This window comes from Streptomyces sp. NPDC127098 (assembly GCF_042722465.1).
In the GTDB taxonomy this organism is placed as follows: Bacteria; Actinomycetota; Actinomycetes; order Streptomycetales; family Streptomycetaceae; genus Streptomyces; species Streptomyces millisiae.
In genome coordinates, this window is sequence record NZ_JBHXFJ010000015.1 from 80,447 (window position 1) to 103,015 (window position 22,569).

A 22,569-nucleotide genomic window follows, 5' to 3' on the forward strand; every position below is an offset into this window, starting at 1 on the left:
GATGACGGAGTCCGCGGGCAGGGGGACCGCCACGTCGCCGTCCGTCGGCCTGTCGTGGTCGTGGCCGCGGTGTCAGCGGCCCCAGAGGCGCCAGGTCTGGTTGCGTGGGCTGCTCTGGCCGGCGGGGTTGCAGGTCCACTGGTGGACCGGGGCCCGGGTCGCGGTGGAGATCTGGCTGACGTCGACACACTTGCCGCTGTGCCGGGCGACGAGTTGGACGTCGTGCGGGTCCGCGCCGGCGTAGGTGACCGGCCGCAGCGTGAACTGCTGGTTCTGGGCCCCACCGCGGCAGGTCCACTGCTGGACGGCGGCGCCGTCGGCCGTGGAACTGCCGTCGACCTCAAGGCACTTGCCGGTCTGCTGGTTGACGACCGTGTACGTGTCGGGGACTCCGGCCACCGGGCGGAAGTTCCACAGCTGCTGGTCGCCGCCCTCGCAGGAGTACTGCTGCTGCCGGTTGCCGTCGGAGGTGCTCAGATCGGTGTTGTCCAGGCACTGTTGGGAGTGCTGGGCGACGGCGACGGACTGGAAGCCGGTGTCCGAGGGCGGCAGCAGGGTGATGGTGAAGGCGTCGTCGGCGTTGGTGTGCGGCAGGTTGACGGTCGTGCCGTTGTCGGACAGGTTCACCACGGTGTTCTGCACGGTGATCGGGCCCTGGACCGCCCCGCCGTTGTTGTACGGGACGCGCTGGACGAGCACCCGCACCTGGTTGTTCTGCACGATGCCGCTGGTGGCGTCCAGACGCCGGATGCCGACCGCGATGTTGCCCGTCGTGCCGCCACCGCCGACGAGGATCCGCGCCGAGCCGTTGGTCTTCGTGGCGAACGCGTCGTAGGACTGGCTGGGGGTGGTGGCGGCGATCTGGCCGGTCTGCGAGGCATAGAAGCGGTGGACCCACCACTCGCCCTTCGGCAGGTGCTGCCCGGCCTGGTCGCGGACCAGCAGGTTGGCGAGGTCGTTGTGGAGGCTTCCGCCGCTCGCCCAGTTGGCGCGCAGGCCGTCGGCGCCGGCCCGCTCCAGGCGCGTGATGTACCAGGCGCCGTCGCCGGGGTTCTGCTCCTGCGGGGACCCGTACTCGTTGATCTGGTACGGGCGGGGGTGCGGGATGCCGCGCGCGCCGAGGCTGGCGTTGGCCGCCGCCACGTTCGCCACCGGGTCGCTCGGCAGGGCGTGCCAGCTGAAGATGTCGGGGACCGCGTTGTTGGCGCGGACGAAGTCGAGGTACTGCGTCCACCACGAGTCCGAGGTGGAGGGGACGCCGGCGTGGCTCGGGCCGACGATCAGGTGGGAGGGGAACGCCTGCCGGACGCGCTGGTAGGTGCGCCGCCACAGCTCGAAGTACTGGGACTGGGGGCGGTTCCAGAACAGCGAGATGTTGGGCTCGTTCCACAGGTCCCACTGGACCGGGACGCCGGTGGCCCGCACGTCGTTGATCAGCCGGGTGAGGAAGTTGTCGTAGTCGGTCCAGTCGCCGTTGTCCCCGGGGAACCGGGAGATGGGGTAGCCGTCGGCGCCCCACAGGTCGTGGACCAGGAGGACGAACTCGCCGCCCAGGTCGCGGGTACGCAGCAGTTGGGCCCGGGTCGAGTTCCAGCGGCGGTCGTAGCGGCCCGACACCCAGCCGCCGGGGCTGTCGAGTTGCGCGCCACCGGCCCGCATGTACTGGAAGTTCACGTCCCGGTAGAAGTGGTCGGCGGGGCCCGAGGCGTTCTCCGTCATGCCGTAGATCCACCCGGAGGCCCGGTAGGTCGGGGAGCCCGAGGAGACCGAGAAGTCCACGGCGATGGACTCGTCGGCGGCCTGGGCCGGCGTGGCGAGGGTGACGAGGGAGGTGAGGACGAGGGTGCAGGTCGCGAGGAGTGCGGTGAGACCGAGGCGACGCCCACGCCGCCTGCTGGGGAGGATGTTCACGCGTCTCTCCTGGAGAGAGAGGGGAGTTGGGGAGGTCGCCGGGCAGGTCGTGGCCTGCCGGGACCGACGGCCGGGGGCGCCCCCGCGTGCTCGGCCGTGCCGCCGGCTGGAACAGCCGGTGTGGACGCGTCGTTCGACGTTCCGGGAGAACCGGCGGGGCGCGTGCGGGGGGAGTTCGCCTGTCCATGCGGCTCCGAACGGGTCGGGGGGAGAGGCTGTCGAACCGGTTCGAAAAGGGCAGAGTCGACGCGCGGGAACCGGTTCGACGGGAACGTAACACCGGGATCTTCGGGGTTCAATACGCGTGCGACGGGCTTCCCACCCGGTCGTGCGGTGGCGTTCGGTGACTCGTCGTCACCCGGCGTCGACGGAAGGGCGGGAGCGTGTTCGGTGTATTGAGTCGCCGGGGCCCCGGTGCTAGCTTGCGCGAACCGGTTCGACATGGGAGTGGCCAGTGGTGACGATCGGCGACGTGGCTCGGGCCGCGGGGGTGTCCCGCAGCACCGTCTCCTACGCACTCTCCGGCAAGCGCTCCATCTCCGACGAGACGCGGCGGCGGGTCGAGGAGGCCATCGCCCGGCTCGGCTTCACCCCGCACGCCGGCGCTCAGGCCCTGGCCACGGCGCAGACCAAGGTGATCGGCCTCATGCTCAGGTTTCACGAGGACGAGTTCGCGCCGGCCATGCTCCAGTACGTGCTCCCGCTCTCCGACACCGCGCGGGAGTTGGGGTACGACGTGCTGATGGTCACGGACGCCGACGGCGCGGGAGCGCTGCGGCGGATCACCGGTTCCGGCAAGGTCGACGGCCTGATCCTGCTCGACGTGGCGCACATCGACCCGCGTCTCGAGCCGTTGCGGGCCTCCGGACGGCCGGGCGTGCTGGTCGGCGTGCCCCGGGATACGGACCGGCTCGACGTCTTCGACCTGGACTTCGCCGCCGCCGCCCGGGTGTTGGTCGACCACCTGCAAGGGCTCGGGCACCGCGAGATCATCCTGGTCACGCCGCCGCGTGAGGTCTTCGAACGCGGCATCTCCTACAGCTGGCGGTTCCGCGACGCGGCGGTCGAGCGGGCTCGTGAGCTCGGGCTCGTGCTCCACGCCCACCATGGGGAGGCGCGGCAGCCGGCGGTGGGGGAGAGCCTCAACGCGGTCCTCGACGCGCACCCCACGGCCACCGCGCTGATCGTGCACAACGACGGCTCCGTCGCCGCGCTGCCCATGGTGCTCCACCGGCGCGGGGTGCGGGTGCCCGAGGACCTGTCCGTCACCAGCCTGTACTCGCAGGAGTTCGGGCGCACCTTCTCCCTCCCTTACACGGCGGTGGAGACCTCACCCCGCGAACTGGGGCGGCTGGCGGTGCGCCAGCTGGTCGGCCGCATCCAGGACCGCGACGAGGTGGGGCCGCACCGGGTCCACTTCCTGCCCCCCACCCTCATCGACCGGGGCAGCACCGCCTGACCCGGCGCGCACCGGTCGGAACGGGCGCGCACAGCCGGTCGTCGAACCGGTTCGACAGCGCGCATCAAGCAGCTGAGAGGACAGTGGCGATGAGAAGCACCACCTCGCGTCCCGCGTCGGCCGTCCTGGCCGTGCTGGGTCTGCTGGCCGGAGCCACCGCCTGTTCGGGCGGCGGGTCCGGCGACGACGCCGACGGCGGCACATACGCGTTCTGGGACCCCTACCCGCAGTTCGACGGCGACTCCGAGTGGGTCCGGCTGGTCGAGCGGTGCGGCGAGGAGGCCGGGGTCACCGTCGACCGCGCGGCGTTCGACACCTCCGACCTCACCAACCGGGCGCTGCTGGCCGCCCAGCAGGGCGAGACGCCGGATGTCATCGTGCTGGACAACCCGGTGGTCTCCACGCTGGCCGAGGCCGGCGTCCTGACCCCGACGGACGAACTGGGGCTCGACGTCTCCGGCATATCCGGGAACCTGCTGGCCGCCGGGCAGCTCGACGACGCGAGCTACGGGGTGCCGATCGGCGCGAACACCCTCGCGCTGTACTACAACGCGGCCGTACTCGCCGACGCCGGGGTCGACCCGGCCTCGGTCACCGACTGGGAGAGCCTGAACGACGCGCTCCAAGCGGTGACCGAGGCGGGTGGCCGGGGCATCACGTTCTCCGCGATCGGCACCGAGGAGGGCTCGTTCCAGTTCCTGCCCTGGTTCTGGGGCGCCGGCGCCGACCTGCGGGCGCTGGACTCGGCGGAGGCGGTGGGCGCCGTCAGCCAGTGGCGGGAGTGGCTCGACCTCGGCTACGCGCCCAACTCGGTGATCAACAACACCCAGACGACGAGCTGGCAGGAGTTCGCGACGGGGGAGTACGCGTTCGCGGTCAACGGCACCTGGCAGCTGGCCAACGCGGACGCCTCGGGCATCGACTACGGCGTCGTCCCGATCCCCGCGGCCTCGGGCGGTCCCGCGGCGGCCCCCACCGGCGGCGAGTTCGTGACCGCGCCGGTCCAGTCCGACCCGGCGCGGTACGAGGCGACGGCGGCCATCGTCGAGTGCCTCACCAGCGGCGAGAACCTGCTGACCACGGACGCGACCCTGTCCTACGTCGCCCCCACCGAGGCCCTGCAGGACCAGCAGGTCGCCGACGACCAGGCGTTCGCCCCCTGGGTCGAGGCGGTCCGTTCGGCCCGTGGCCGCACCAGCGACGACCTCGGCACGGACTACCCGGTCATCTCGGAGCAGTTGTGGACGGCCGTGCAGAACGTCCTCTCCGGCGCGCAGGCCCCGCGGGAGGCGATGGAGGCAGCCCAGCAGGCCGCCGCCGCGGGCCTCGCCGACTGAACGCCCGACTGAACGCCCGACTGAACGACGACTGAACGCCCGGCTGTTCGCCGGCCCGGCGACGAGCACCGGCACCGCGTTCCGAACGGAGGAAGCCCGATGACGGTCATACCCACGCACGGTCGGCCCGCCGCAGGACCGGCCCGTCGCCGGCCGCGACCCCGGCTGACCGCCTGGCTCTTCCTCGCCCCGCTGCTGGTCTACCTGGTCGCGTTCTACGCCTACCCACTCGTCCGCAACGTCGAGCTGAGCCTGCGGGACTACACCCTGCGCTCCTTCGTGCAGGGCGACGCGCCCTTCACCGGCCTGGAGAACTACCGGCAGGTACTCGACGACCCGACGTTCCTGCCCGCCGCGCGCAACACCCTGGTGTTCACGCTCGTCTCGATACTCCTCCAGTACGGCATCGGGCTCGCGCTGGCCATCTTCTTCCACCAGAACTTCCGCCTCGCCGCCACCCTGCGGGCGCTGTTCCTCGTCCCCTGGCTGCTGCCGCTCATCGTGTCGGCCTCGACCTGGTCCTGGATGCTGAACAGCGAGACCGGAGTGGTGAACTCGGCACTCGGGGCCTTCGGGCTGCCCGCGATCGACTGGCTGACGTCGCCCGACTGGTCGCTCACCGCCGTGACCCTCGCCAACGTCTGGATCGGCATCCCCTTCAACCTGGTGATCCTCCACAGCGGACTGCAGAACATCCCCACCGAGCTGTACGAGGCCGCCGCCCTGGACGGCGCCGGCGGCTGGCAGCGGTTCCGGCTGATCACCCTCCCGCTGCTCCGCCCCGTGTCGGCCATCACCCTCCTGCTGGGACTCGTCTACACGCTCAAGGTGTTCGACCTCATCTGGATCACCACGCGCGGCGGCCCCGGCGACTCATCCACCACCCTCGCGACCTGGTCCTACGACCTCGGATTCGGCTCCCTCACCCCGCACTTCGGGCCCGGCGCCGCCGTGGGCAACCTGCTGATCCTGCTCGCCCTGGCCTTCGGCCTCGCCCACATCCGCGCCCAGAGGAGGCAGCAGGCATGACCCGACGACGCGCTCCCTGGAAGACCCTGGTCGGGCTCGCGCTGACCGCCGTGATGCTGTTCCCGGTCTACTGGATGGTCAACGTCTCGCTGACCCGCCCCGAGCACATGCGCCGGGACCCGCCCGACTGGTTTCCCCTGGACCCGACCCTCGCCGGCTACCAGGCGGTGCTCGCGGACCAACTCCCCTATCTCCGCACGAGCTTCCTCATCGGACTCGGCACCGTGGCGCTGACCCTCGCCATCGCCGCGCCGGCCGGCTACGCCCTCGCCAAGCTGCGCCCGCGCGGCAGCGGACCGGTCGGCTTCGTCCTGCTCGCCGCCCAGATGATCCCCGGCATCATCATGGCGATGGGCTTCTACGCCGTCTTCCTGAACCTCGGCGTCCTGAACGAGTGGTGGGGGCTGGTCATCGCCGACTCCACCCTGGCCGTGCCGTTCGGCGTGCTGATCCTCACCGCCTTCATGTCCGGCATCCCCGACGAGCTGATGGCCGCCGCCCGGATCGACGGCGCCGGCGCCTGGCGCACCTTCCGCTCCGTCGTGCTGCCGGTCAGCCGGAACGCGGTCGTCACGGTCTCCCTCTTCGCCTTCCTGTGGGCCTGGTCGGACTTCATCTTCGCCAGCACCCTCAACGGCCAGGGCGACACCCAGCCGATCACCATCGGCATCTACCGCTACATCGGCAACAACAACCACGAGTGGAACTCCATCATGGCCACCGCCGTGGTCGCCTCGATCCCCGCCGCCGTCCTGCTCGTGCTGGCCCAGCGCTTCGTCGCCGCGGGCGTCACGGCCGGCGCGGTCAAGGACTGAGCGGGCGGCCGGCCGGCGCCGCCCGCCCGCTCCCGTCGTCGCCCGTCACCAGCAGCCATCGTCGCCCACCGTTGGGAGCCTCCTTCCGTGACCGTGTTCCACACCGCATCCGACCGACTCGTCTGGCGCGGAGACGGCGAGACGCTCGTCGTCGAGCCCTGGGGACGCAACAGCCTGCGGGTGCGCGCCACCCGCGCCGCCGACGTGGTCGACACCGACTTCGCCCTGCTCCCGCAGCCGCCCACCCCCGTCGAGATCACGACGGAGGGGAGCGTCGCCCGGCTGACCAACGGGCACCTCACCGCGGTGGTGACGGCCGAGGAGTACTACGACGCGCAGGCCGGCTACCACGTCTCCCGCTGCTCACTGACCTTCCTCGACCGCCACGGCAGGACGCTGCTGAGCGAGCTCGGCTCCGGCGGCTCCCTGAAGCTGAAGGCCCGCGCCCACCGGGCGATACCCGGCGGACCACACCACCTCACCGCGAGCTTCGAGGCCCGCCCCGGCGAGAAGCTCTACGGCATGGGGCAGTACCAGCAGGACCTGCTCGACCTCAAGGGCTGCACGCTGGAGTTGGCACACCGCAACTCCCAGGCGTCCGTCCCGTTCGTCCTCTCCAGCGCCGGTTACGGCTTCCTGTGGCACAACCCCGCCATCGGCCGGGCCACCTTCGGCACCAACCGCACGGAGTGGGTCGCCGAGAGCACCCGGCAGCTCGACTACTGGATCACCGCCGGCGACACCCCGGCGGACATCACCGCCGCCTACGCCGAGGCCACCGGGCACGTCCCGATGATGCCGGAGTACGGCCTCGGGCTCTGGCAGAGCAAGCTGCGCTACTGGAACCAGGAACAACTCCTGTCCGTGGCACGCGAGTACCACCGTCGCGGCCTGCCACTCGACGTCCTGGTGGCGGACTTCTTCCACTGGCCGCGGATGGGCGACTTCCGCTTCGAGGACGAGTTCTGGCCCGACCCGGACGCGATGGTGGCCGAGCTCCGCGAGCTGGGGGTCGAGCTGATGGTCTCCGTCTGGCCGCAGGTCTCCGTGGAGTCGGAGAACTTCCGGGAGTTCCGGCGAGGGAACCTCCTGGTGGGCGCCGAGCGGGGCCCCGACGTCCAGATGAGCTTCCAGGGCCCCAGCATGTTCCTCGACGTCACCAACCCCGCGGCACGTGACGCCCTGTGGGAGCTGTGCCGCCGCAACTACCACGACAGGGGGATCCGCGTCTTCTGGCTGGACGAGGCCGAACCGGAGTACGGCGTCTACGACTTCGACAACTACCGCTACCACCTGGGTCCCGCGCTGGAGATCGGCAACCTCTACCCCCAGGCGTTCTCCCGCGCCTTCCACGAGGGCCAGCGCGCCGCCGGACAGGAGGACGTCGTCAACCTGGTGCGTTGCGCCTGGGCCGGCAGCCAGCGCTACGGCGCCCTGGTGTGGTCCGGCGACATCCACTGCGACTTCGCGACGCTGCGCCGGCAGATCACCGCCGGCATCCACATGGGTATCGCCGGCATCCCCTGGTTCACCACCGACATCGGCGGCTTCCACGGCGGCGACATCGCCGACCCGGCCTTCCACGAACTCCTCGTCCGCTGGTTCCAGTTCGGCACCTTCTGCCCCGTCATGCGGATGCACGGCGACCGACGACCCACCGGAACCGTCCAGGCGGCGGACGGCACGGCACGGTGCCACACCGGCGCGGACAACGAACTCTGGTCCTACGGCGAGGCGGTGTACGACATCCTGGCGCTCCACCTGCGGCTGCGGGAGGCGCTGCGCCCGTACACCCGCCGGCTGATGGCCGAGGCCCACCACCACGGCCAGCCCGTGATGCGCGCCATGTTCCACGAGTTCCCCGACGACCCGGCCTGCTGGGACCTCGCCGACCAGTACATGTTCGGCCCCGACCTGCTCGTCGCCCCCGTGACCATGGCCGGCGCCGAGTCGCGCGAGGTCCACCTGCCGCCGGGGGCCACCTGGACCGAGCTGCGCACGGGAACCAGGCACCGGGGCGCCCGGCGGATCGTCGTGCCCGCTCCGCTGGAGGCCATCCCGGTCTTCGCCCGCGACGACGCCCTGGCCCACCTCGTGGGCCGCGTATGAACGCGCGGGTGCGGCGGGGCACGTCCGGCTGCCGCCTCGACGTGCCCCGCCTCGGGGTCCGCGGAGCGGTCAGCGCGTCACGCGTCGCCGAAGGCGATGGCGGCCGCGGGACAGACGGCGACCGCGTCGCGGACGGCCGCGTGCCGGGCCTCGGCGGGTTAGGCGTCGAGGAGGATGACGACGCCGTCCTCGTCGCGCTGGTCGAAGACCTCAGGTGCGGCGAGTACGCAACTCCCGGCGCCGCAGCACTTGTCCTCGTCCTCGGCGACCTTCATGGTCGCTCCCTTCCTGGCGGCCGGCTCTTCGGCCGTGCCCTCGTTCGTGTCGTCGTTCTGGCTGTCGGTCCGAGCTCCTCGGGCCTCCTCGGCCGCTATCAGGTCACCGGCAGTTCGTGGAGTCCGTACACGACGCCGTCCTCCTTGAAGGGGAGCTTCGTCCAGGTCGGCGGCCAGGCGGAGGGTGGGGAGATGGGCGGCACGACGGCCGCCGCCCACCGCGCTTCGTCGAGCGCGGCCGGTGTTCGCCGCGATGACGCGTGCAGAGGAAATCGACATGACCGGGCGGCACGTCACGGCTAGAGTGCCCGAGTAACTCCATTGCCGACGACACGAGTTGACGAGAGGAGGCGTCTGGTGTCAATCGATCTTTCGCCGCGTCTCCGCCCCTTCGGGGGGCGCTTCGGGGACTGACCCGGAAGGCGCGGCCAGCCCTGCGGGAAGGACTCTGCCTGATGAGTCTCGTCATACGCGCCCTCGTCGAAGACGATGCGCGCTCCCTCTTCTTCTCACTGACCGATCCCGGCCTCGTCGGGCGCGCGATTCTCGATCCGCCGATGAACACCTATGAGACCGTGGCGCGTGGCGGCGAGTACCGGCCTGAATGGAGCTGGGTCGCTGTGCGGGACGGCCAGGTGGTCGCCCGCGCGGCCTTCTGGGGCGGGCCGGACGACGAAGTGCCCCGGGTTCTGGAATGGTTCGACTTCACCGACCGCACGGCGGCTGTGGAGCTCTTGCGGACCATTCCCCACCGTGCCGACTACGAACTCCTCCTGCCGCCGGACTGGCGAGGGGATCCCACCGTGCGGGCAGCTGCCCGGGCGCGCCTCGACGCGGCACAAGAAGCGGGCTACCACACGCCGGTGGAGCGGTACCACTATCTGTGGACCCCCGAGTGCGGACTGCCCGAACGACCGGGGCGGCTCACCTTCCGCCCGGAACCGGACGACGCGGCGGTCCTGGCGATGCTGCGCCGCGTGCACGAGGACTCGCTGGACGGCCACACCTCGCGGTCCGTTGCGACGGGAGGTGTGGCACTGGCGGCCCAGGAGGAGTTGGACCACCTCCGCTGGTGTGCCTCACCGCGTGACTGGTGGCGGCTGGCGTACACGTCTGACGGTCAGCCGGTCGGCTTCCACGCCCCCGTCATCAACCAGGGCATGCCCGTGATCGGCACGATCGGTGTCGTCCCGGAACAACGGGGCTGCGGCTACGGGTACGACCTGCTGGTTGAGGGCACCCACCAGCTGGTCACCGAGGGCGCCGAACGGATCGCGGCCTCGACGGACGTGGAAAACCGCCCGATGGCGGCTGCTTTCACACGCGCCGGTTACCCGATCCTCCATCACCGCCATCGCCTCACCCCGCCCTGACAACTGCTCGACCCCCCGGTCGTGCTTGGGGAGCCAACCGCGGCCCCACCATGCGGGTTGGTCAACCGCAGGTCGGGGGCGGTTGACCAACCCGGGCAACCTGGTCAGCCCCGGGCCCCCGGGCAGGGCATCGGCCGGCCCCCTGAGGGGTGGTCGGCCGGTACCTAATCTCTCCCGCGAGCGGGGGCGCGCCGACTTACAGCTGTGCGCTCATGGCTGTCACCCGGAAGTCGGCCCCGCGCACGGTGGGATGGGGCCCCCGCCGGCGAGGCGGGAAGACGCCGGTCGCTCGGCGGGGCCGCGGGGGGAGCGGGTCAGAAGGTCACGTCGCTGCACATGAAGTAGATCTGGTCGGCGTGGGATGCCTTCCAGATCGTGTAGACGACGTGGTGGCCGGTGCGGCCGGGCGCGCTGACGTCGACCGTGTAGTGCTCGGCCGGCCCGTAGCGGCCGGTCTCGGCGACCCTCTCCAGGTCGCCCCAGTCCAGGGCGTCGGTCTCGGCGTCGTAGCCCTGCCTGGTGACGTAGACCTGCAGGTAGTCGGCGCCGTGCCTGGCCAGGTCGTAGACGTCGACGGTGAAGTCGTTGTCGAGCTCGGTGGTCCACCAGGGACCCGGGGTGTCCATGGCCGCGAACTCGGCGTCGTAGGTGTGGCCGGCGCTGCACAGCTGGTTGTCGGGGATGTGCGCCTGGAAGTCACCGCCGGTGCCCTCGCGGTACAGGCCGGGCCAGCCCCACATGGCATTGGGGTTCTCCTGCCACGCCCGGTAGCACATGGGGTCCTGCTCTCCCACGGCCGGGTCGTTCCAGGTGTACTCCCAGCGCAGCATGCAGCCGTACACGCGGGAGACGGGGTCCTGGACCGACCCGTGGGCGGAGGCGGTCGGGGTCGACCAGGGGCTGGCGACCACCATGGCCACGGCCAGGGCTGCCGTTACCACGGCGGCCAGGAGGGCGCGGGGGGTCCAGGCCCGCGCCTCGGTTCGCTGGTGTCGAGGGGATGACATGACGGCTCTCCTCATTGCATGTCCATGACATGCGGCTAGGTGTCTCAGCCCTCCGCTTCGGCGAGGTTAGTGCGGGGCACTACGACTGTCGAGGACTTTCGTGAGCAACTTTCCGTCAAAAAGCAGAGAGAGTTTCTGTCTTGATGGCCGTCCGAGCGCCGGAAGGGCGCCCGTGTCGGACGCGTAGCCGCCCGCCGCCGGCTCAGGGCCCTGCGAGAAGTCCGTGCGTGATCAGCAGGTTTCGCACCTCTGTCAGGGACGCGGCCCACATGTGTGCCTGTCGGAGTGATTCCTCCCGGTGGGTTGTCGTCAGGCCGATCACCGCGCAGCCGGCCGTCACCGCCGCGCAGATGCCGGCGGGGGCATCCTCCACCACGAGACACGCCGAGGCGTCGACGCCAAGCCGGGACGCGGCCAGGGCGAAGCAGTCCGGCGCGGGCTTGGCGTGTTCCACATCGCTGCCATAGACCCGCACGGTGGGAAGGGGGAGTCCCGCCGCTGCGAAACGGGATTCGACGAAGGCCCGGTCGCCGGAGGTCACGATCGCCCACGGGCTGTCGGACAACGCCTTCAGCAGATCGGCAGCGCCGTCGACCGGCAGGACGCTGTCCCGTTCCCGGGCCAGCAGCCCGTCCAGTACCTGCCGCTCGACGACCGGGTCCAGATGTGCGGCTGCGTCCTTGACGGTGTCCTCGGGGCGCCGCCCGAAGGTGAGCTGCCACACCTTCTCGGGGTCCAGACCTCGCGCCAGCGACCAGGAGTTCCAGACTCTTCGGTGAGCTGCCGCCGAGTCCAGCAGGACTCCGTCCACGTCGAAGAGCACAGCGGAGATCGTCATACCGGGATGTTCCCACCTGGGGCAGGCGCAACACCGAACACGGCAGCACGCGGGAGCGACACCAGCGGCCTGGAGCGTCACGCCGCGCCTGGCGGAGTTCGCTTCGCTACTTCGAGACGGTGACGTTGGCGACCAGGCGGTCGCGCGCGGCGTGCAGGTGGAACAGCAGGGCCTCGTGTGCCGCCTCCGGGTCGCCGGACTCGATGCCGGCAAGGATCGCGGCGTGCTCGCGCTCGATGTTGCTGGGGTGGGTGGCCTTGTGGGCCTGCGCCTGTCCCATCGTGAGCTGGACCTCGCCCATGATGAGGTCGTGCATCTTGGCCAGGTAGGTGCTTCCGGTCGCCGCGACCAGCGCCGAGTGGAACAGGATGTCGGACTCGACCTGGGCGGGGAAGTCCAGGTCGCGGACCGCGCGTTCGATGAGCCGCTGCGACTCCACCGCGTCCGGTGGGACGGGCGCGCCACGGGCGGCGAGCGTGGTCACGGCGAAGCTCTCCACCGCCTCCCGGCCGAGGAAGAGGTCCAGGATCTCCTTGGCGGTCAGTTCGGGGACGACCGCCGACTTGTGCGCCGACCTGCGCAACAGCCCACGGGCGATCAGCCGTTCCAGGCAGGCCTTGGCCGTCGGGCGGGCGACGGAGTACTCGGTGGCGACCCGGGCCTCGGTCAGCTTCTCGCCGGGCGCGATCTGGCCGTTGACGATGCGCTTGCGCAGGGAGTCGAAGAGGGCGTCCGTCAACGACGCGGGCTTGAGGACGAAGCGCTCCGCGTGGTCAGACATGGGTCACATTGTCGCACAGGTTTACTGGGCAGTCGTTTCTCGTCGTCCGCGCTCGGCGCCGGTCGGGCCGCCGCTCAGCCCCTCGACCAGCGCCAGCATCGCCGAGTGGTCCTGACCGCCGCGACCCTGGGCGACCAGGGCGGCGAAGAGTTGGGCGACAAGACCGGTCATCGGCAGCGCGACGCCCGCCTCCCGGGCCGCGGCCAGCGCGATCCCGAGGTCCTTGAGGTGCAGTTCGGAGCGGAAGCCGGGGGCGAAGTCCCGGCGGAGCATGCCCTCGGACTTCAGGTCGAGGAACCGGTTGCCGGCCAGGCCGCCGGCGAGCACCGAGAGGGCGGGCGCGGGGGCGATGCCGCTGCGCTCGATCAGCACGATCGCCTCGGAGAGCAGCCCCGAGATCCCGCCCACCAGCAGCTGGTTGGCGGCCTTGACGGTCTGCCCGGCGCCGTGTCCGCCGACGTGGACGACGGTGGTGCCCAGGGCCTGGAGCACGGGTCGGGCCCGGGTCACGTCCTCGGCCTCGCCGCCGACCATGATCGACAGCGTCGCGTTGACGGCGCCGGTCTCCCCGCCGCTCACCGGGGCGTCCAGCGTGCGGACGCCGCGGTCGCGGGCCGCCGCGGCGACGGTGGTGGAGGTGCCGGGGCGGACGGTCGAGCAGTCGACCAACAGCAGTCCCTCGGCGGCGTGGGCCAGCACGCCGTCCTCGCCGAGCACCACCCGCTCCACGTCGGGGGAGTCGGGCAGCACGGTGAGCACGACGGTGGACCGCTCGACCACCTCGGCCACGCTCGCCCCGGCCCGGCCGCCGGCCGCCACCAGGCGGTCTACGGCGGCGGGGGAGCGGTTGAAGCCGGTGACCTCGAAGCCGGCGCGCACCAGGTTGGCGGCCATGGGGCCGCCCATCACACCAAGACCGATGACTCCGACCCGTTCCATGGGTGAACCAGCCTTTCTGACCGTGGGGTTGGGCGCGGCACAGCCTGCCATCCGAAGGATGGTCGGGCAACCTCACTGACATGACCAGTATTTCTGCCAGCGGATATGTCCAGAACACTTGACTGACAATCCTGCCGTGCATACGTTCCCGCCGACGCACCCCGACCGAGGCTCAGCCCAACCGAGAGACAACCCAACCGAGTACGAGGAGCGCGGTGTCCACGCACCTGACGGCCTGGTGGAATCAACCCTTCCGCATGTACCAGACCAATCTCGCCGAGATCGACGCCGGACTCGACGTCGCCGCCACCCTGGACCGCATCGAGGAACACGGAGCCGACGTCTGGCTGCTCAACGCCGGCGGCATCCTGGCGTTCCACCCCACCGACCGCCCCGAGCAGCGCCGCAACCCCCACCTCGCCGACCGCCCCGGGCACGACCTGCTCGGCGAGGCGGTGGCGGCGGCGCACGACCGGGGCGTCCGGCTGATCGGGCGGCTCGACTTCTCCAAGGTCCAGCGCGAGATCGCGGAACAGCACCCCGAGTGGTGTTTCGTCGGCCCACGAGGGCACTGGCAGGAGTACCAGGGGCTGGTCAGCGTCTGCCCCAGCGGCGACTACTACCAGCAGCGCTCGCTCGACATCATCGACGAACTCCTCGACCGCTACCCGCTCGACGGCTTCTTCCTCAACTGGCTCTCCTTCAACGAGGCCGACTACAGCCGCGTCTACCACGGCGTCTGCCACTGCACCGCCTGCGCCGGCGGCTTCGCCGAGTACGCCCCGGGACGCGAGCTGCCCACCGGTCCCGACTCCCCCGACTACGCCACCTGGAAGGCGTTCGCCGCCGGCGTCATCGACCGGCTGACCACCCGCATCCACGGCCACCTCAGGGCCCGCGACGAGAACGTGGCGCTCATCCTCGGCAACAACGCCGACATCCTCTTCTTCGAGGCCAACAACGCCCTTGGCCGCCAACTCCCGCTCTGGATACACGGCACGGGCGAGGCCGTCAGCCGCTGGCGCAGCATCCACCCCGACAAGCCGGTCGTGGTCAACGCCGCCGCCTTCGTCGACATGCCCTACCGGCTGGCGTCCGAGCAGCCCGAGCACTACGCCCTCTACCAGGCGCAGGCCGTCGCGCGCGGCGCCAACCCCTCCACCTACCTGATGGGCGAGCCAGGACGGCTGGTCAACGCCGCGGCGGCGGAGGGCAGTCGGTTCGCCCGCTTCCACCGCGACCACGCGGAGCTCTACGCCGGGCTGACCTCGCGCGCGGCGGTCGCCCTCGTCAAGCCGGCCTTCCACGGCTGGCACGACGACGGCTGGGACTCGCCGGCCGAGCGCGAGTACCGGGGCTGCTACCTCGCGCTGCTGGGCGAGCACGTTCCCTTCGACGTGGTCGCCGAGGAGGCGCTGCCCGGCCTGCTCGGCACCCCGGAGCGCGCGGCCCGCTACCGGGTGTTGATGCTCCCGGAAACCCCCCTGCGCGAGCCGGGCGTGCGGACGCTCGTGGACGCCTTCGCCGCCGCCGGCGGGACCGTCGTCGCCACCGGCGACGTGGCCCCGGCCGGCGGGGACCAGACCGGACTCACCTGCCTCGGCGTCGAGGCCGTGACCGGCGTGCGGCAGGGGACGGAGCGCATGTTCGGCTGCTACCTAGCCGACGGCACCGACACCGCGGACCTGACCTCCGGGCGCGTGGTCTACCCCCTGCACGACCAGTTCCGCCACACCCGACTCAGGCCCGGCGCCACCGGCCGCCTCCGCCTGCTGTCCCAGGCCCCCTACGGGCCGCCCGAGAAGTGCTACGGCCACATCCCGCTGGACCACGTCGGCGTCGTCCACCACACCCACGGCGCCGGACACACCGTCTACTTCCCCTGGCCGGTCGGCCGCGGCCACGTCGACTTCGGCCTCTCCCGCTTCGCGGCCCTGATCGCCGACACCGTCAGGGAGACCACGCCCGACGCCGTGCCGCTGCGCACCACGGGGCTGCCGGAGGCCGTGGAACTGATCCTCTCGGCCACCGGCGACGGCCGAACCCTGCTCCAACTCATCAACTACACGGGCCAGTCCGACCGCCGATTCCGCGCCCCGGTCACCGTGCACGGCGCCCGCGTCCACTTCCCGGGCGGCCCCGCCTACCGCACCGCCACCGCGCTGGTGGCCGGGGCCGACGCCGCCCTCACCGAGGAGGGCGGGGAGCAGGTGCTGACCCTGCCGGAACTCGGGCTCTTCGAAGCCATCGTGTTGGCGTGACCCACCCGCCCACCGCTGCCACCGTCGGCGGCCCTCGCCGCCGCACCCGACCATCAGCTTCAACGAGGAGGCCCCCGCATGGTCCCCGTCCACGGCTCGACCGCGCCACCGGCGCGCGCGACCCGCCCGCCCTCCAGAACCGGACGCGCCGGGCCCACCCGGCGCGGCCTGCTCCGCGCCGCGGCCGGCGGCGCCACCGCCGCGCTGCTCGGCGCCGGCTGCTCGGCCGGCGGCGGCGACCGCGACCACATCACCTGGGCCATCGGGCTCGACCCCGTCGGCGGGCCCCACTTCCAGCGCGCCGCACAGGAGTTCATGGACCGCAACCCGGGGGTGACGATCGAGCTCACCCCCGCCCCCAACGGCGACCTCAACGCCTGGCTGGTCACCCGGCTCGCCGCGGACCGCGCCCCGGACATCGTCAACATGGGCGTCTCCGCGGTGGGCCGCTACACCACCAACGGCGGCACCGTCGACATCCGCGACCAGCTGCCGGACGGCTTCCTCGACCACTACCAACCCTCGCTGCGCGCCCTCGTCGAGAAGGACGGCGGCGTCTTCGGCATCCCCCACGAGACCAACTGCGCCGCCACCTACTACCGCACCGACATCCTCCGGCGGATCGGCGTCGAGCCAAGGAACGACCTGGAACGCGCCTGGACCGCCGAGGAGATCCGCGAGATCGCCGTCGAGGCCAAGCGGGTCACCGGCGCCTACGGCCTCTCCTGGGGCTACATCAACGAGAGCTCGGGCAACCGCTGGCTGCCCGTCCTGTACATGTTCGGCGGCTCGCTCTTCCGCGAGGACGGCAGGACACCCGCCATCGGCGACCCCGAGGGCATCGACGCCCTGGAGTGGACCCGCCGGCTCTACGCCGACGAGCTGATCCCGGCGAGCAACACCGTCAAGGCGAGCCAGGAGGACACCGCCTTCTCGCTCTTCACCACCGGCCAGGTGGGGCTGATGATCCACGAGTCGCAGTTCCGCAGCCTGAAGGACGTCATACCCGACGAGGACTGGTCGGTCGACCACCTCTTCCGCGAGCGGGGCGCCGCCACCAACCTCAGCGGCAGCGTCAACGTCGTCACCCGCAGCTCGCGCAACCCCGAACTCGCCGCCGAGTTCCTGGCCTTCGCGAGCGCGCCCGAGCGCATCCTGGCCCGGGTCCGGGAGTCGGGCGCCATCGCCCCCTACACGGGCGTCACCGCGAGGGACGTCGGCTACGCCTACCGGCCCGACCTCGTGCAGCGCTTCATCGACCAACTGTCCACCGTTCCGCCCCAGATGGCCAGGGAGCAGGCCGGCCCCGACTACCAGGCGATCCGGCAACTGCTCGGCGACTTCCTCGACCTGATGTTCATCGGCTCGGCGAGCGCCAGGGAGACCGCGGACGCCATCGCGGAGGGACTGCGCAATGTCCGGAACTGAGACCGTCACCCCCTCGCGGCCTGCGCCGGCGGCGACCGGGCCCGCCCCGCGAACCGGGCGGCGCCCAGGCCCCACCGGCACCCGCGCCCCCTACCTCTTCCTGACCCCGAGCCTGCTGCTGTTCGGCGTCTTCTCGCTCTTCCCCATCGTCGCCGCCGTGCTGATGAGCACCCAGCAGGGCGCGGTGCTCGGCCAGACCGAGTACGTCGGCGGCGACAACTACCAGCGGATGGTCGACGACCCGCTGTTCTGGACCGCGCTGCGGAACACCCTGGTCTTCACCGCCGCCACCGTCCCGCTCTCGATGGTCATCGGCCTGCTGCTCGCCCTCATGCTGAACCGGCCCATGCCGGGCCGCGCGCTGCTGCGCACCGTGTTCTTCACCCCGATGGTCGTCTCGGGCGTCGGCGTCGGCATGGTGATGGCCTGGATCTTCAACGGCGACTACGGGGTGCTCAACAACGTGCTGGCCGCCGCGGGGCTGCCCCGCGGGGAGTGGCTGACCTCGCCGGACACGGGCATGGTCACGGTGGTGCTCGCGGTGCTGTGGACCCGGGTCGGCTTCTGCATGGTGCTCTACCTCGCGGCGCTCCAGTCCATCCCGCACAACCTGCTGGAGGCGGCGAGCCTGGACGGCGCCGGCGCCTGGCAGCGGTTCCGGCACGTCGTCGTGCCCCAACTCTCGCCGACCACCTTCTTCCTGCTCGTGGTCAACGTCGTCTTCTCGCTCCAGGCGTTCGACCTGCTGTACGTGCTGACCGGCGGCGGCCCGGGCTTCGCCACCACCGTGCTGATCCAGTACATCTACCGGTCCGCGTTCGCCAACGGCGAGATGGGCTACGCCAGCGCGCTCGGCGTGGTCTCCACCCTCCTGCTGATCACCTTCACCCTGCTGCGGTGGTACCTCGGCAGGAACGACGAGGACAACCGATGAGCACAGCACCCTCTCCCGCACGCCACCACCGGGGCCGCAACGGCGGCACCTGGGCGATCTGGACCCTGCTCGTCATCGCGGCCCTGATCACTGCCTTCCCGCTCTACTGGATGGTCGCCACCTCGCTCACCGGCGGCACCCTCACCCAGAGCCAGGACTTCCGGCTCTGGCCCGCCGACATCGGCCTCGACAACTACACCGCCGTCTTCCGCGACCTGCCGGTGGGGCACTGGATCGTCAACTCGCTGCTCATCGCCACCGTGGGCACCGTGCTGACCGTCGTCGTCAGCCTGCTGGCCGGCTTCGCCTTCGCCAAGTACCGCTTCCGGGGCCGCACCGCGATCTTCTTCGCCTACCTGCTCACCATCATGGTGCCGATCCAGGTCACCCTGGTGCCGTCGTTCCTGGTCATCGTGAAGCTCGGCCTGGTCGACACCGTCTGGGGCGTGATCCTGCCGGGCGCGGCCGAGGCCACGGCGGTCTTCATCGCCCGCCAGTTCATGCTCAACATCCCCACCGAGCTGCTGGAGGCGGCGCGCATCGACGGCGCCGGCGAACTGCGGATCTTCCTGCGGGTGGTGCTGCCGCTGAGCGGTCCGCTGATCGGCGTGCTCACCGTGCTGGCCTTCATGGCCCGGTGGAACGAGTTCCTGTGGCCGCTCATCGTCCTCCAGGGCGAGGACAACCTCACCCTGCCGGTCGGCCTGGCCGGCCTCCAGGGCAGCGAGTCCTTCGCCGCCCCCTGGGGCCCCATCATGGCCATGGCCACCCTCACCACCCTGCCGGTGCTGGTCATCTTCCTGCTCTGCCAGCGCCAGTTCGTCCAGGGCATCGTCAACACCGGCCTGAAGTGAGGTCGCGCTCCCGGCATCCGTGCGAGTGCTCGGGTGGTCTCGGGCCGTGGCCGTCAAGGACGCGGCCGGAGACGACAGCGGGGTTCCCGGCTCGTCGGGCCGCATGGGCAGGCCCCGTCGCCGATCCAGACGTTGATCGCTACGTGGGCGGCGTGGACGCCGCTGTCGGCGAGCTCCTTGTTCAGGTTGATGGCCCAGTCGCGCGGGGCGGCGCCGGCCGGGTTGACGTTGCCCAGCATCGGGACGGGGTCCACCGAGCCGCCGCCGTAGAAGACGTACTCGAGGTGCGGCTGTGGGTTCTCCGCCGTCGACTCGGAGGGGGTGGGGCATGGTGAGGCCGGGCCCCGGCGTGTGAGGCCGGGGAGTACTCCGGCACGGCACATGACCGGGTTCGCGCGGCCACCGCGCACATGCCGTCCGGTCCCGGTGTGCGGAGACCGGTGACGGGTCAGCTGTCCCTGGCCGGCTCCGGCGTGATGGTGCCCGCCGGGCTGGCGCGGAGCATGGCCTGGTAGAGGGCGTCGTGGTCGGGCGAGGCGGGAAGCGGGCCGCGGGCGGGGGCCTCGAAGCACTGGATGAACAGGGCGACGACGCGGCGCCAGGCGTCGGGGGCGGCCTGTCCCGTGGCGTTGACGACTCCGGCGTTGGCCATGTGGATCAGTACGAGGTCCGAGGGGTCGAAGTCCTCGCGCAGGCGGCCGGTGGCCTTGGCTCGGTCGATGAGCCGCACCATGGCCTCGTACGCCTCGGCACGGCGCTTCTCCAGGGCCTTGGCGCCGGGGAAGGTCATGGTCAGCACGTCGGCGAAGCCCTGGTCCGCGGCCTGCATGGCGCAGGCCGTCTCGATGTAGCCGACGAACCCGTGCCAGGGGTCAGGGTCGTCGAGGGCGTCGGTGACGGCGTCGGCATACGCGTCCATGCGGTCGGCGAAGACCGCGGCGACCAGGTCCTCCTTGGCCGGGAAATGCCGCAGGATGGTCGCGATCCCCACCCCCGCCTCCCGGGCCACGGACGCCATCGAGGCATCCAGGCCGTCACGCCCCAACACCCTGCGCCCGGCGGCGATGATCCGCGCCCGGTTGCGCTCGGCATCGCTGCGCCGCGGCGGGGAGGCAGAGCTGTCGCGGTGTCGAGAACCAGGGGTCATACCGGTCAGCCTAGCAATCGGATTGCCCTATCCGTTTTTAGTGGTACCGTGACGGCCATGAATCGGATAGCCCTATCCGATTCTGAAACGGATAGACCTATCCGTCTCGGGTGCGACGGCTCGGCTCAGTAGCGACAGGAACGCTCCCGATCCCCACGAGCAATCAGAAAAGGATCACTGTGACCAGCATCGCCATCGTCGGAGCCGGCCCCCAGCTGGGTCTGGCCATCGCCCGCATCTTCGGCTCCCAGGGCCTGGATGTCGCCCTGATCTCCCGCAACCGCGCCAAGCTGGACGACCTCGTCGGCAAGCTCGGCGCCGAGGGTGTCAACGCCGCCGCGTTCCCCGCGGACGTGCTCGACCGCGACGCCCTCACCCAGGCCATCGGGGATGCCGCCACCCGCTTCGGCGGCATCGACGTCCTGGAGTACTCCCCACTGGGAACCTTCGACTCCACCGTTCTGACCACGCCGGCCGAGAGCGACCCGGCCCACGTGCAGCACGAGATCGAGTTCCAGCTGTACGGAGCCATGACCGCCACCAGGGCGGTGCTGCCGGCGATGCACGAGGCCGGCACGGGCACCCTGCTCTACACCACCGGCGCCGGCTCCCTCGACCCCGTGCCACAGGTCGGCAACGTCAACGCCGCCGCGGCTGCCCTGCGCAACTGGGCGGTCAACCTGCACAAGGAACTGGACGGCACCGGCGTCCAGGCCGCCCACATCGGCATCGACGTGTCGATCGCCGTCTCCGTCATCCCCGGCCAGCCGGTGAGCCAGCCCGAGGACATCGCCCCCGTCTACTGGGAACTGCACACCACCAAGCGCGATCAGGCCGAGATCGTCTTCAAGGGCTGAGCCCCGCCGGCTCTCCCACCGACCCCTTGATCGCGCCGCGGCCGAACACGCCGCGGCGCGATCGAAGAGCCGGCCCCGGGCCTGGACCCTCAGTGGGCGGGAGGCCGCCCCACGCCTCTCACCCCGGACGACGAGGACCTCCTCGTCCAGTCGGCGCGGGAGAGCCTCCGGGGCAGGTTCGGCTGCCGGACCTGGTGTGGTGCGTGGACGCGCTCAGTGGTGCGGGGTGGGCCGGTAGACGAGCTCCTGGGTCCGGCCGTCGAAGGTCCGGTGCTCGATCAGTTCGAGGTCGAAGTCGGCCGCCCCCTCGAAGATCGGGTCGGTCCCCGTCTGACCGCTGATCACCGGGAAGAGCGTCACCTGGACGCGGTCGACGAGACCTGCGGCCATCAACGCCCGGTTGAGCGACAGGCTGCCGTGCGAGCGCAACGGCACCGCGGACTCCTCCTTGAGCCGGGCGACGACATCGACGGCGTCGCCGGCCACGACGGTCGCGTTCGGCCATGCGAGGGGGCCTGCGAGCGTCGTCGAGACCACCGTTGTCGGCATGCTTCGCATCCGGGAGTTCACCGGGTCGAGGTCGGACTCCGGGATCGGCCCCAGCAGCTCCAGGAACTGCCGAAAGGTGTTGGCCCCCAGCACCATCCGCTGCTCCTCGCTGATCACGGCAAGGCGGTTGTCGAGGAACTCAGGACCCTGCTTTCCCCAGTAGCCGCCCCAGTCACCGTCGGGACCGTAGGAGCCGAAGCCGTCGAGGGTGGAGAAGACGTCCCAGGTGTAGACAGCGGTCATGATGCGCTCCTCTAGTGCGGTTGCCTGTTGTGGATACAGACGAGGACCCATGACGAAACTCATCGCACCTGGGCGCAACGGTCGGCTCACGCCTCTCCCCTCTCGGTCGGTGCGGGCGGCCGGCGAGCGTGGGGGATCGGTTGTTCCTCGTCTCATGGCCGAGCGGTCAGGCGATGGGCCAGCCCTCGACGCAGCCGCGCGGACGCGCCGGGAAGGACACCCCGGCCCTTGTCCTCCTGGAACTGTGCGCGGCCCATAGCACGGCGTGGAGCGACAACGAGCTTCTCCACCTCCTCGCTCGGCATCCACAGGCCGACCGCGCCGTGCTGTTGGCTGTTCTCAACGCCGCGGCGGAGAAGCTCACGGAGGGGATTGGCGGCCATCGCACGCCAGACGAACGGGTATGGGCATCACGCGAGTTGG

At 71.1% G+C, this 22,569-nt stretch carries 19 protein-coding genes and 1 pseudogene; 11 read left to right on the plus strand and 9 right to left on the minus strand.

Annotation, left to right across the window (positions count from 1 at the left end; all coding sequences use genetic code 11):
- Nucleotides 1–72: 72 nt before the first annotated feature.
- Nucleotides 73–1,911, minus strand: coding sequence for an RICIN domain-containing protein (locus ACFWI8_RS12655; RefSeq protein WP_387089395.1), 1,839 nt, complete (start codon nt 1,909–1,911; stop codon nt 73–75).
- 472 nt (nt 1,912–2,383) lie between these two features.
- Here ACFWI8_RS12655 and ACFWI8_RS12660 point away from each other — a divergent pair, with 472 nt between their 5' ends.
- The 5 genes from ACFWI8_RS12660 to ACFWI8_RS12680 all read left to right on the plus strand — a co-directional run bounded on the left by ACFWI8_RS12660 (nt 2,384) and on the right by ACFWI8_RS12680 (nt 8,660).
- Nucleotides 2,384–3,370: a LacI family DNA-binding transcriptional regulator gene (locus ACFWI8_RS12660; protein WP_387089398.1), complete on the plus strand. Its 987-nt coding sequence runs from the start codon at nt 2,384–2,386 to the stop codon at nt 3,368–3,370.
- A gap of 89 nt (nt 3,371–3,459) precedes the next feature.
- A complete protein-coding gene (locus tag ACFWI8_RS12665; RefSeq protein ID WP_387089401.1) occupies nt 3,460–4,707 on the plus strand; it encodes an extracellular solute-binding protein in 1,248 nt (415 codons plus the stop codon).
- 99 nt (nt 4,708–4,806) lie between these two features.
- On the plus strand, nt 4,807–5,736 hold the full coding sequence (locus ACFWI8_RS12670; protein WP_387089404.1) for a carbohydrate ABC transporter permease: 930 nt from the start codon (nt 4,807–4,809) through the stop codon (nt 5,734–5,736).
- On the plus strand, nt 5,733–6,551 hold the full coding sequence (locus tag ACFWI8_RS12675) for a carbohydrate ABC transporter permease (RefSeq protein ID WP_387089407.1): 819 nt from the start codon (nt 5,733–5,735) through the stop codon (nt 6,549–6,551). The genes ACFWI8_RS12670 and ACFWI8_RS12675 overlap by 4 nt, the downstream gene beginning before the upstream one ends.
- 87 nt (nt 6,552–6,638) lie before the next feature.
- Nucleotides 6,639–8,660 carry a TIM-barrel domain-containing protein gene (locus tag ACFWI8_RS12680; protein ID WP_387089410.1) on the plus strand — a complete coding sequence of 674 codons (2,022 nt, stop codon included), beginning with the start codon at nt 6,639–6,641 and terminating at the stop codon, nt 8,658–8,660.
- A gap of 77 nt (nt 8,661–8,737) precedes the next feature.
- Here the strand turns inward: ACFWI8_RS12680 and ACFWI8_RS12685 are convergent.
- A pseudogene (locus tag ACFWI8_RS12685) lies at nt 8,738–8,935 on the minus strand (ferredoxin).
- Nucleotides 8,936–9,387: 452 nt separating this feature from the next.
- Here ACFWI8_RS12685 and ACFWI8_RS12690 point away from each other — a divergent pair.
- Complete coding sequence (locus ACFWI8_RS12690) at nt 9,388–10,308, plus strand: GNAT family N-acetyltransferase (RefSeq protein WP_387089524.1); 921 nt, start codon at nt 9,388–9,390, stop codon at nt 10,306–10,308.
- A 314-nt stretch (nt 10,309–10,622) separates the two neighbouring features.
- On the opposite strand, the gene ACFWI8_RS12695 is transcribed toward ACFWI8_RS12690, so the two are convergent.
- From ACFWI8_RS12695 to ACFWI8_RS12710, 4 genes are all read right to left on the minus strand, one after another.
- Nucleotides 10,623–11,315: a lytic polysaccharide monooxygenase gene (locus ACFWI8_RS12695; protein WP_387089413.1), complete on the minus strand. Its 693-nt coding sequence runs from the start codon at nt 11,313–11,315 to the stop codon at nt 10,623–10,625.
- A gap of 202 nt (nt 11,316–11,517) precedes the next feature.
- Complete coding sequence (locus ACFWI8_RS12700) at nt 11,518–12,138, minus strand: HAD family hydrolase (RefSeq protein ID WP_387089416.1); 621 nt, start codon at nt 12,136–12,138, stop codon at nt 11,518–11,520.
- Nucleotides 12,139–12,259: 121 nt separating this feature from the next.
- Nucleotides 12,260–12,934, minus strand: a complete 675-nt coding sequence (locus ACFWI8_RS12705; RefSeq protein WP_387089419.1) for a GntR family transcriptional regulator — start codon at nt 12,932–12,934, stop codon at nt 12,260–12,262.
- Nucleotides 12,935–12,955: 21 nt separating this feature from the next.
- The gene (locus ACFWI8_RS12710; protein ID WP_387089421.1) at nt 12,956–13,873 is read right to left on the minus strand and encodes an NAD(P)-dependent oxidoreductase; all 918 of its coding nucleotides are present in this window, start codon (nt 13,871–13,873) and stop codon (nt 12,956–12,958) included.
- A 215-nt stretch (nt 13,874–14,088) separates the two neighbouring features.
- Here ACFWI8_RS12710 and ACFWI8_RS12715 point away from each other — a divergent pair, with 215 nt between their 5' ends.
- The 4 genes from ACFWI8_RS12715 to ACFWI8_RS12730 all read left to right on the plus strand — a co-directional run bounded on the left by ACFWI8_RS12715 (nt 14,089) and on the right by ACFWI8_RS12730 (nt 19,350).
- Nucleotides 14,089–16,134: a hypothetical protein gene (locus ACFWI8_RS12715; protein ID WP_387089424.1), complete on the plus strand. Its 2,046-nt coding sequence runs from the start codon at nt 14,089–14,091 to the stop codon at nt 16,132–16,134.
- Nucleotides 16,135–16,212: 78 nt separating this feature from the next.
- A complete protein-coding gene (locus ACFWI8_RS12720; protein ID WP_387089427.1) occupies nt 16,213–17,562 on the plus strand; it encodes an ABC transporter substrate-binding protein in 1,350 nt (449 codons plus the stop codon).
- Entirely contained in the window at nt 17,549–18,496 is a 948-nt protein-coding gene (locus tag ACFWI8_RS12725) for a carbohydrate ABC transporter permease (RefSeq protein ID WP_387089430.1), read from the plus strand. Before ACFWI8_RS12720 ends, ACFWI8_RS12725 begins: the two co-directional genes overlap by 14 nt.
- Nucleotides 18,493–19,350 carry a carbohydrate ABC transporter permease gene (locus ACFWI8_RS12730; protein ID WP_387089433.1) on the plus strand — a complete coding sequence of 286 codons (858 nt, stop codon included), beginning with the start codon at nt 18,493–18,495 and terminating at the stop codon, nt 19,348–19,350. Before ACFWI8_RS12725 ends, ACFWI8_RS12730 begins: the two co-directional genes overlap by 4 nt.
- Before the next feature lie 53 nt (nt 19,351–19,403).
- On the opposite strand, the gene ACFWI8_RS12735 is transcribed toward ACFWI8_RS12730, so the two are convergent.
- Nucleotides 19,404–19,733, minus strand: a complete 330-nt coding sequence (locus ACFWI8_RS12735) for a hypothetical protein (RefSeq protein ID WP_387089436.1) — start codon at nt 19,731–19,733, stop codon at nt 19,404–19,406.
- Between the two features lie 65 nt (nt 19,734–19,798).
- Nucleotides 19,799–20,497, minus strand: coding sequence for a TetR/AcrR family transcriptional regulator (locus tag ACFWI8_RS12740; protein ID WP_387089439.1), 699 nt, complete (start codon nt 20,495–20,497; stop codon nt 19,799–19,801).
- Nucleotides 20,498–20,676: 179 nt separating this feature from the next.
- Here ACFWI8_RS12740 and ACFWI8_RS12745 point away from each other — a divergent pair, with 179 nt between their 5' ends.
- A complete protein-coding gene (locus ACFWI8_RS12745) occupies nt 20,677–21,354 on the plus strand; it encodes an SDR family NAD(P)-dependent oxidoreductase (RefSeq protein WP_387089442.1) in 678 nt (225 codons plus the stop codon).
- 213 nt (nt 21,355–21,567) lie between these two features.
- Here the strand turns inward: ACFWI8_RS12745 and ACFWI8_RS12750 are convergent, their stop codons facing one another.
- The gene (locus ACFWI8_RS12750; RefSeq protein ID WP_387089445.1) at nt 21,568–22,146 is read right to left on the minus strand and encodes a dihydrofolate reductase family protein; all 579 of its coding nucleotides are present in this window, start codon (nt 22,144–22,146) and stop codon (nt 21,568–21,570) included.
- Between the last annotated feature and the right edge of the window lie 423 nt (nt 22,147–22,569).

Coding starts and splice junctions, on each gene's coding strand:
- ACFWI8_RS12665 (WP_387089401.1), top strand. CDS start 3,460: ATGAGAAGCACCACCTCGCGTCCCGCGTCGGCCGTCCTGGCCGTGCTG.
- ACFWI8_RS12670 (WP_387089404.1), top strand. CDS start 4,807: ATGACGGTCATACCCACGCACGGTCGGCCCGCCGCAGGACCGGCCCGT.
- ACFWI8_RS12675 (WP_387089407.1), top strand. CDS start 5,733: ATGACCCGACGACGCGCTCCCTGGAAGACCCTGGTCGGGCTCGCGCTG.
- ACFWI8_RS12695 (WP_387089413.1), bottom strand. CDS start 11,315: ATGTCATCCCCTCGACACCAGCGAACCGAGGCGCGGGCCTGGACCCCC.
- ACFWI8_RS12705 (WP_387089419.1), bottom strand. CDS start 12,934: ATGTCTGACCACGCGGAGCGCTTCGTCCTCAAGCCCGCGTCGTTGACG.
- ACFWI8_RS12710 (WP_387089421.1), bottom strand. CDS start 13,873: ATGGAACGGGTCGGAGTCATCGGTCTTGGTGTGATGGGCGGCCCCATG.
- ACFWI8_RS12720 (WP_387089427.1), top strand. CDS start 16,213: ATGGTCCCCGTCCACGGCTCGACCGCGCCACCGGCGCGCGCGACCCGC.
- ACFWI8_RS12725 (WP_387089430.1), top strand. CDS start 17,549: ATGTCCGGAACTGAGACCGTCACCCCCTCGCGGCCTGCGCCGGCGGCG.
- ACFWI8_RS12730 (WP_387089433.1), top strand. CDS start 18,493: ATGAGCACAGCACCCTCTCCCGCACGCCACCACCGGGGCCGCAACGGC.
- ACFWI8_RS12735 (WP_387089436.1), bottom strand. CDS start 19,733: ATGTGCCGTGCCGGAGTACTCCCCGGCCTCACACGCCGGGGCCCGGCC.
- ACFWI8_RS12740 (WP_387089439.1), bottom strand. CDS start 20,497: ATGACCCCTGGTTCTCGACACCGCGACAGCTCTGCCTCCCCGCCGCGG.
- ACFWI8_RS12750 (WP_387089445.1), bottom strand. CDS start 22,146: ATGACCGCTGTCTACACCTGGGACGTCTTCTCCACCCTCGACGGCTTC.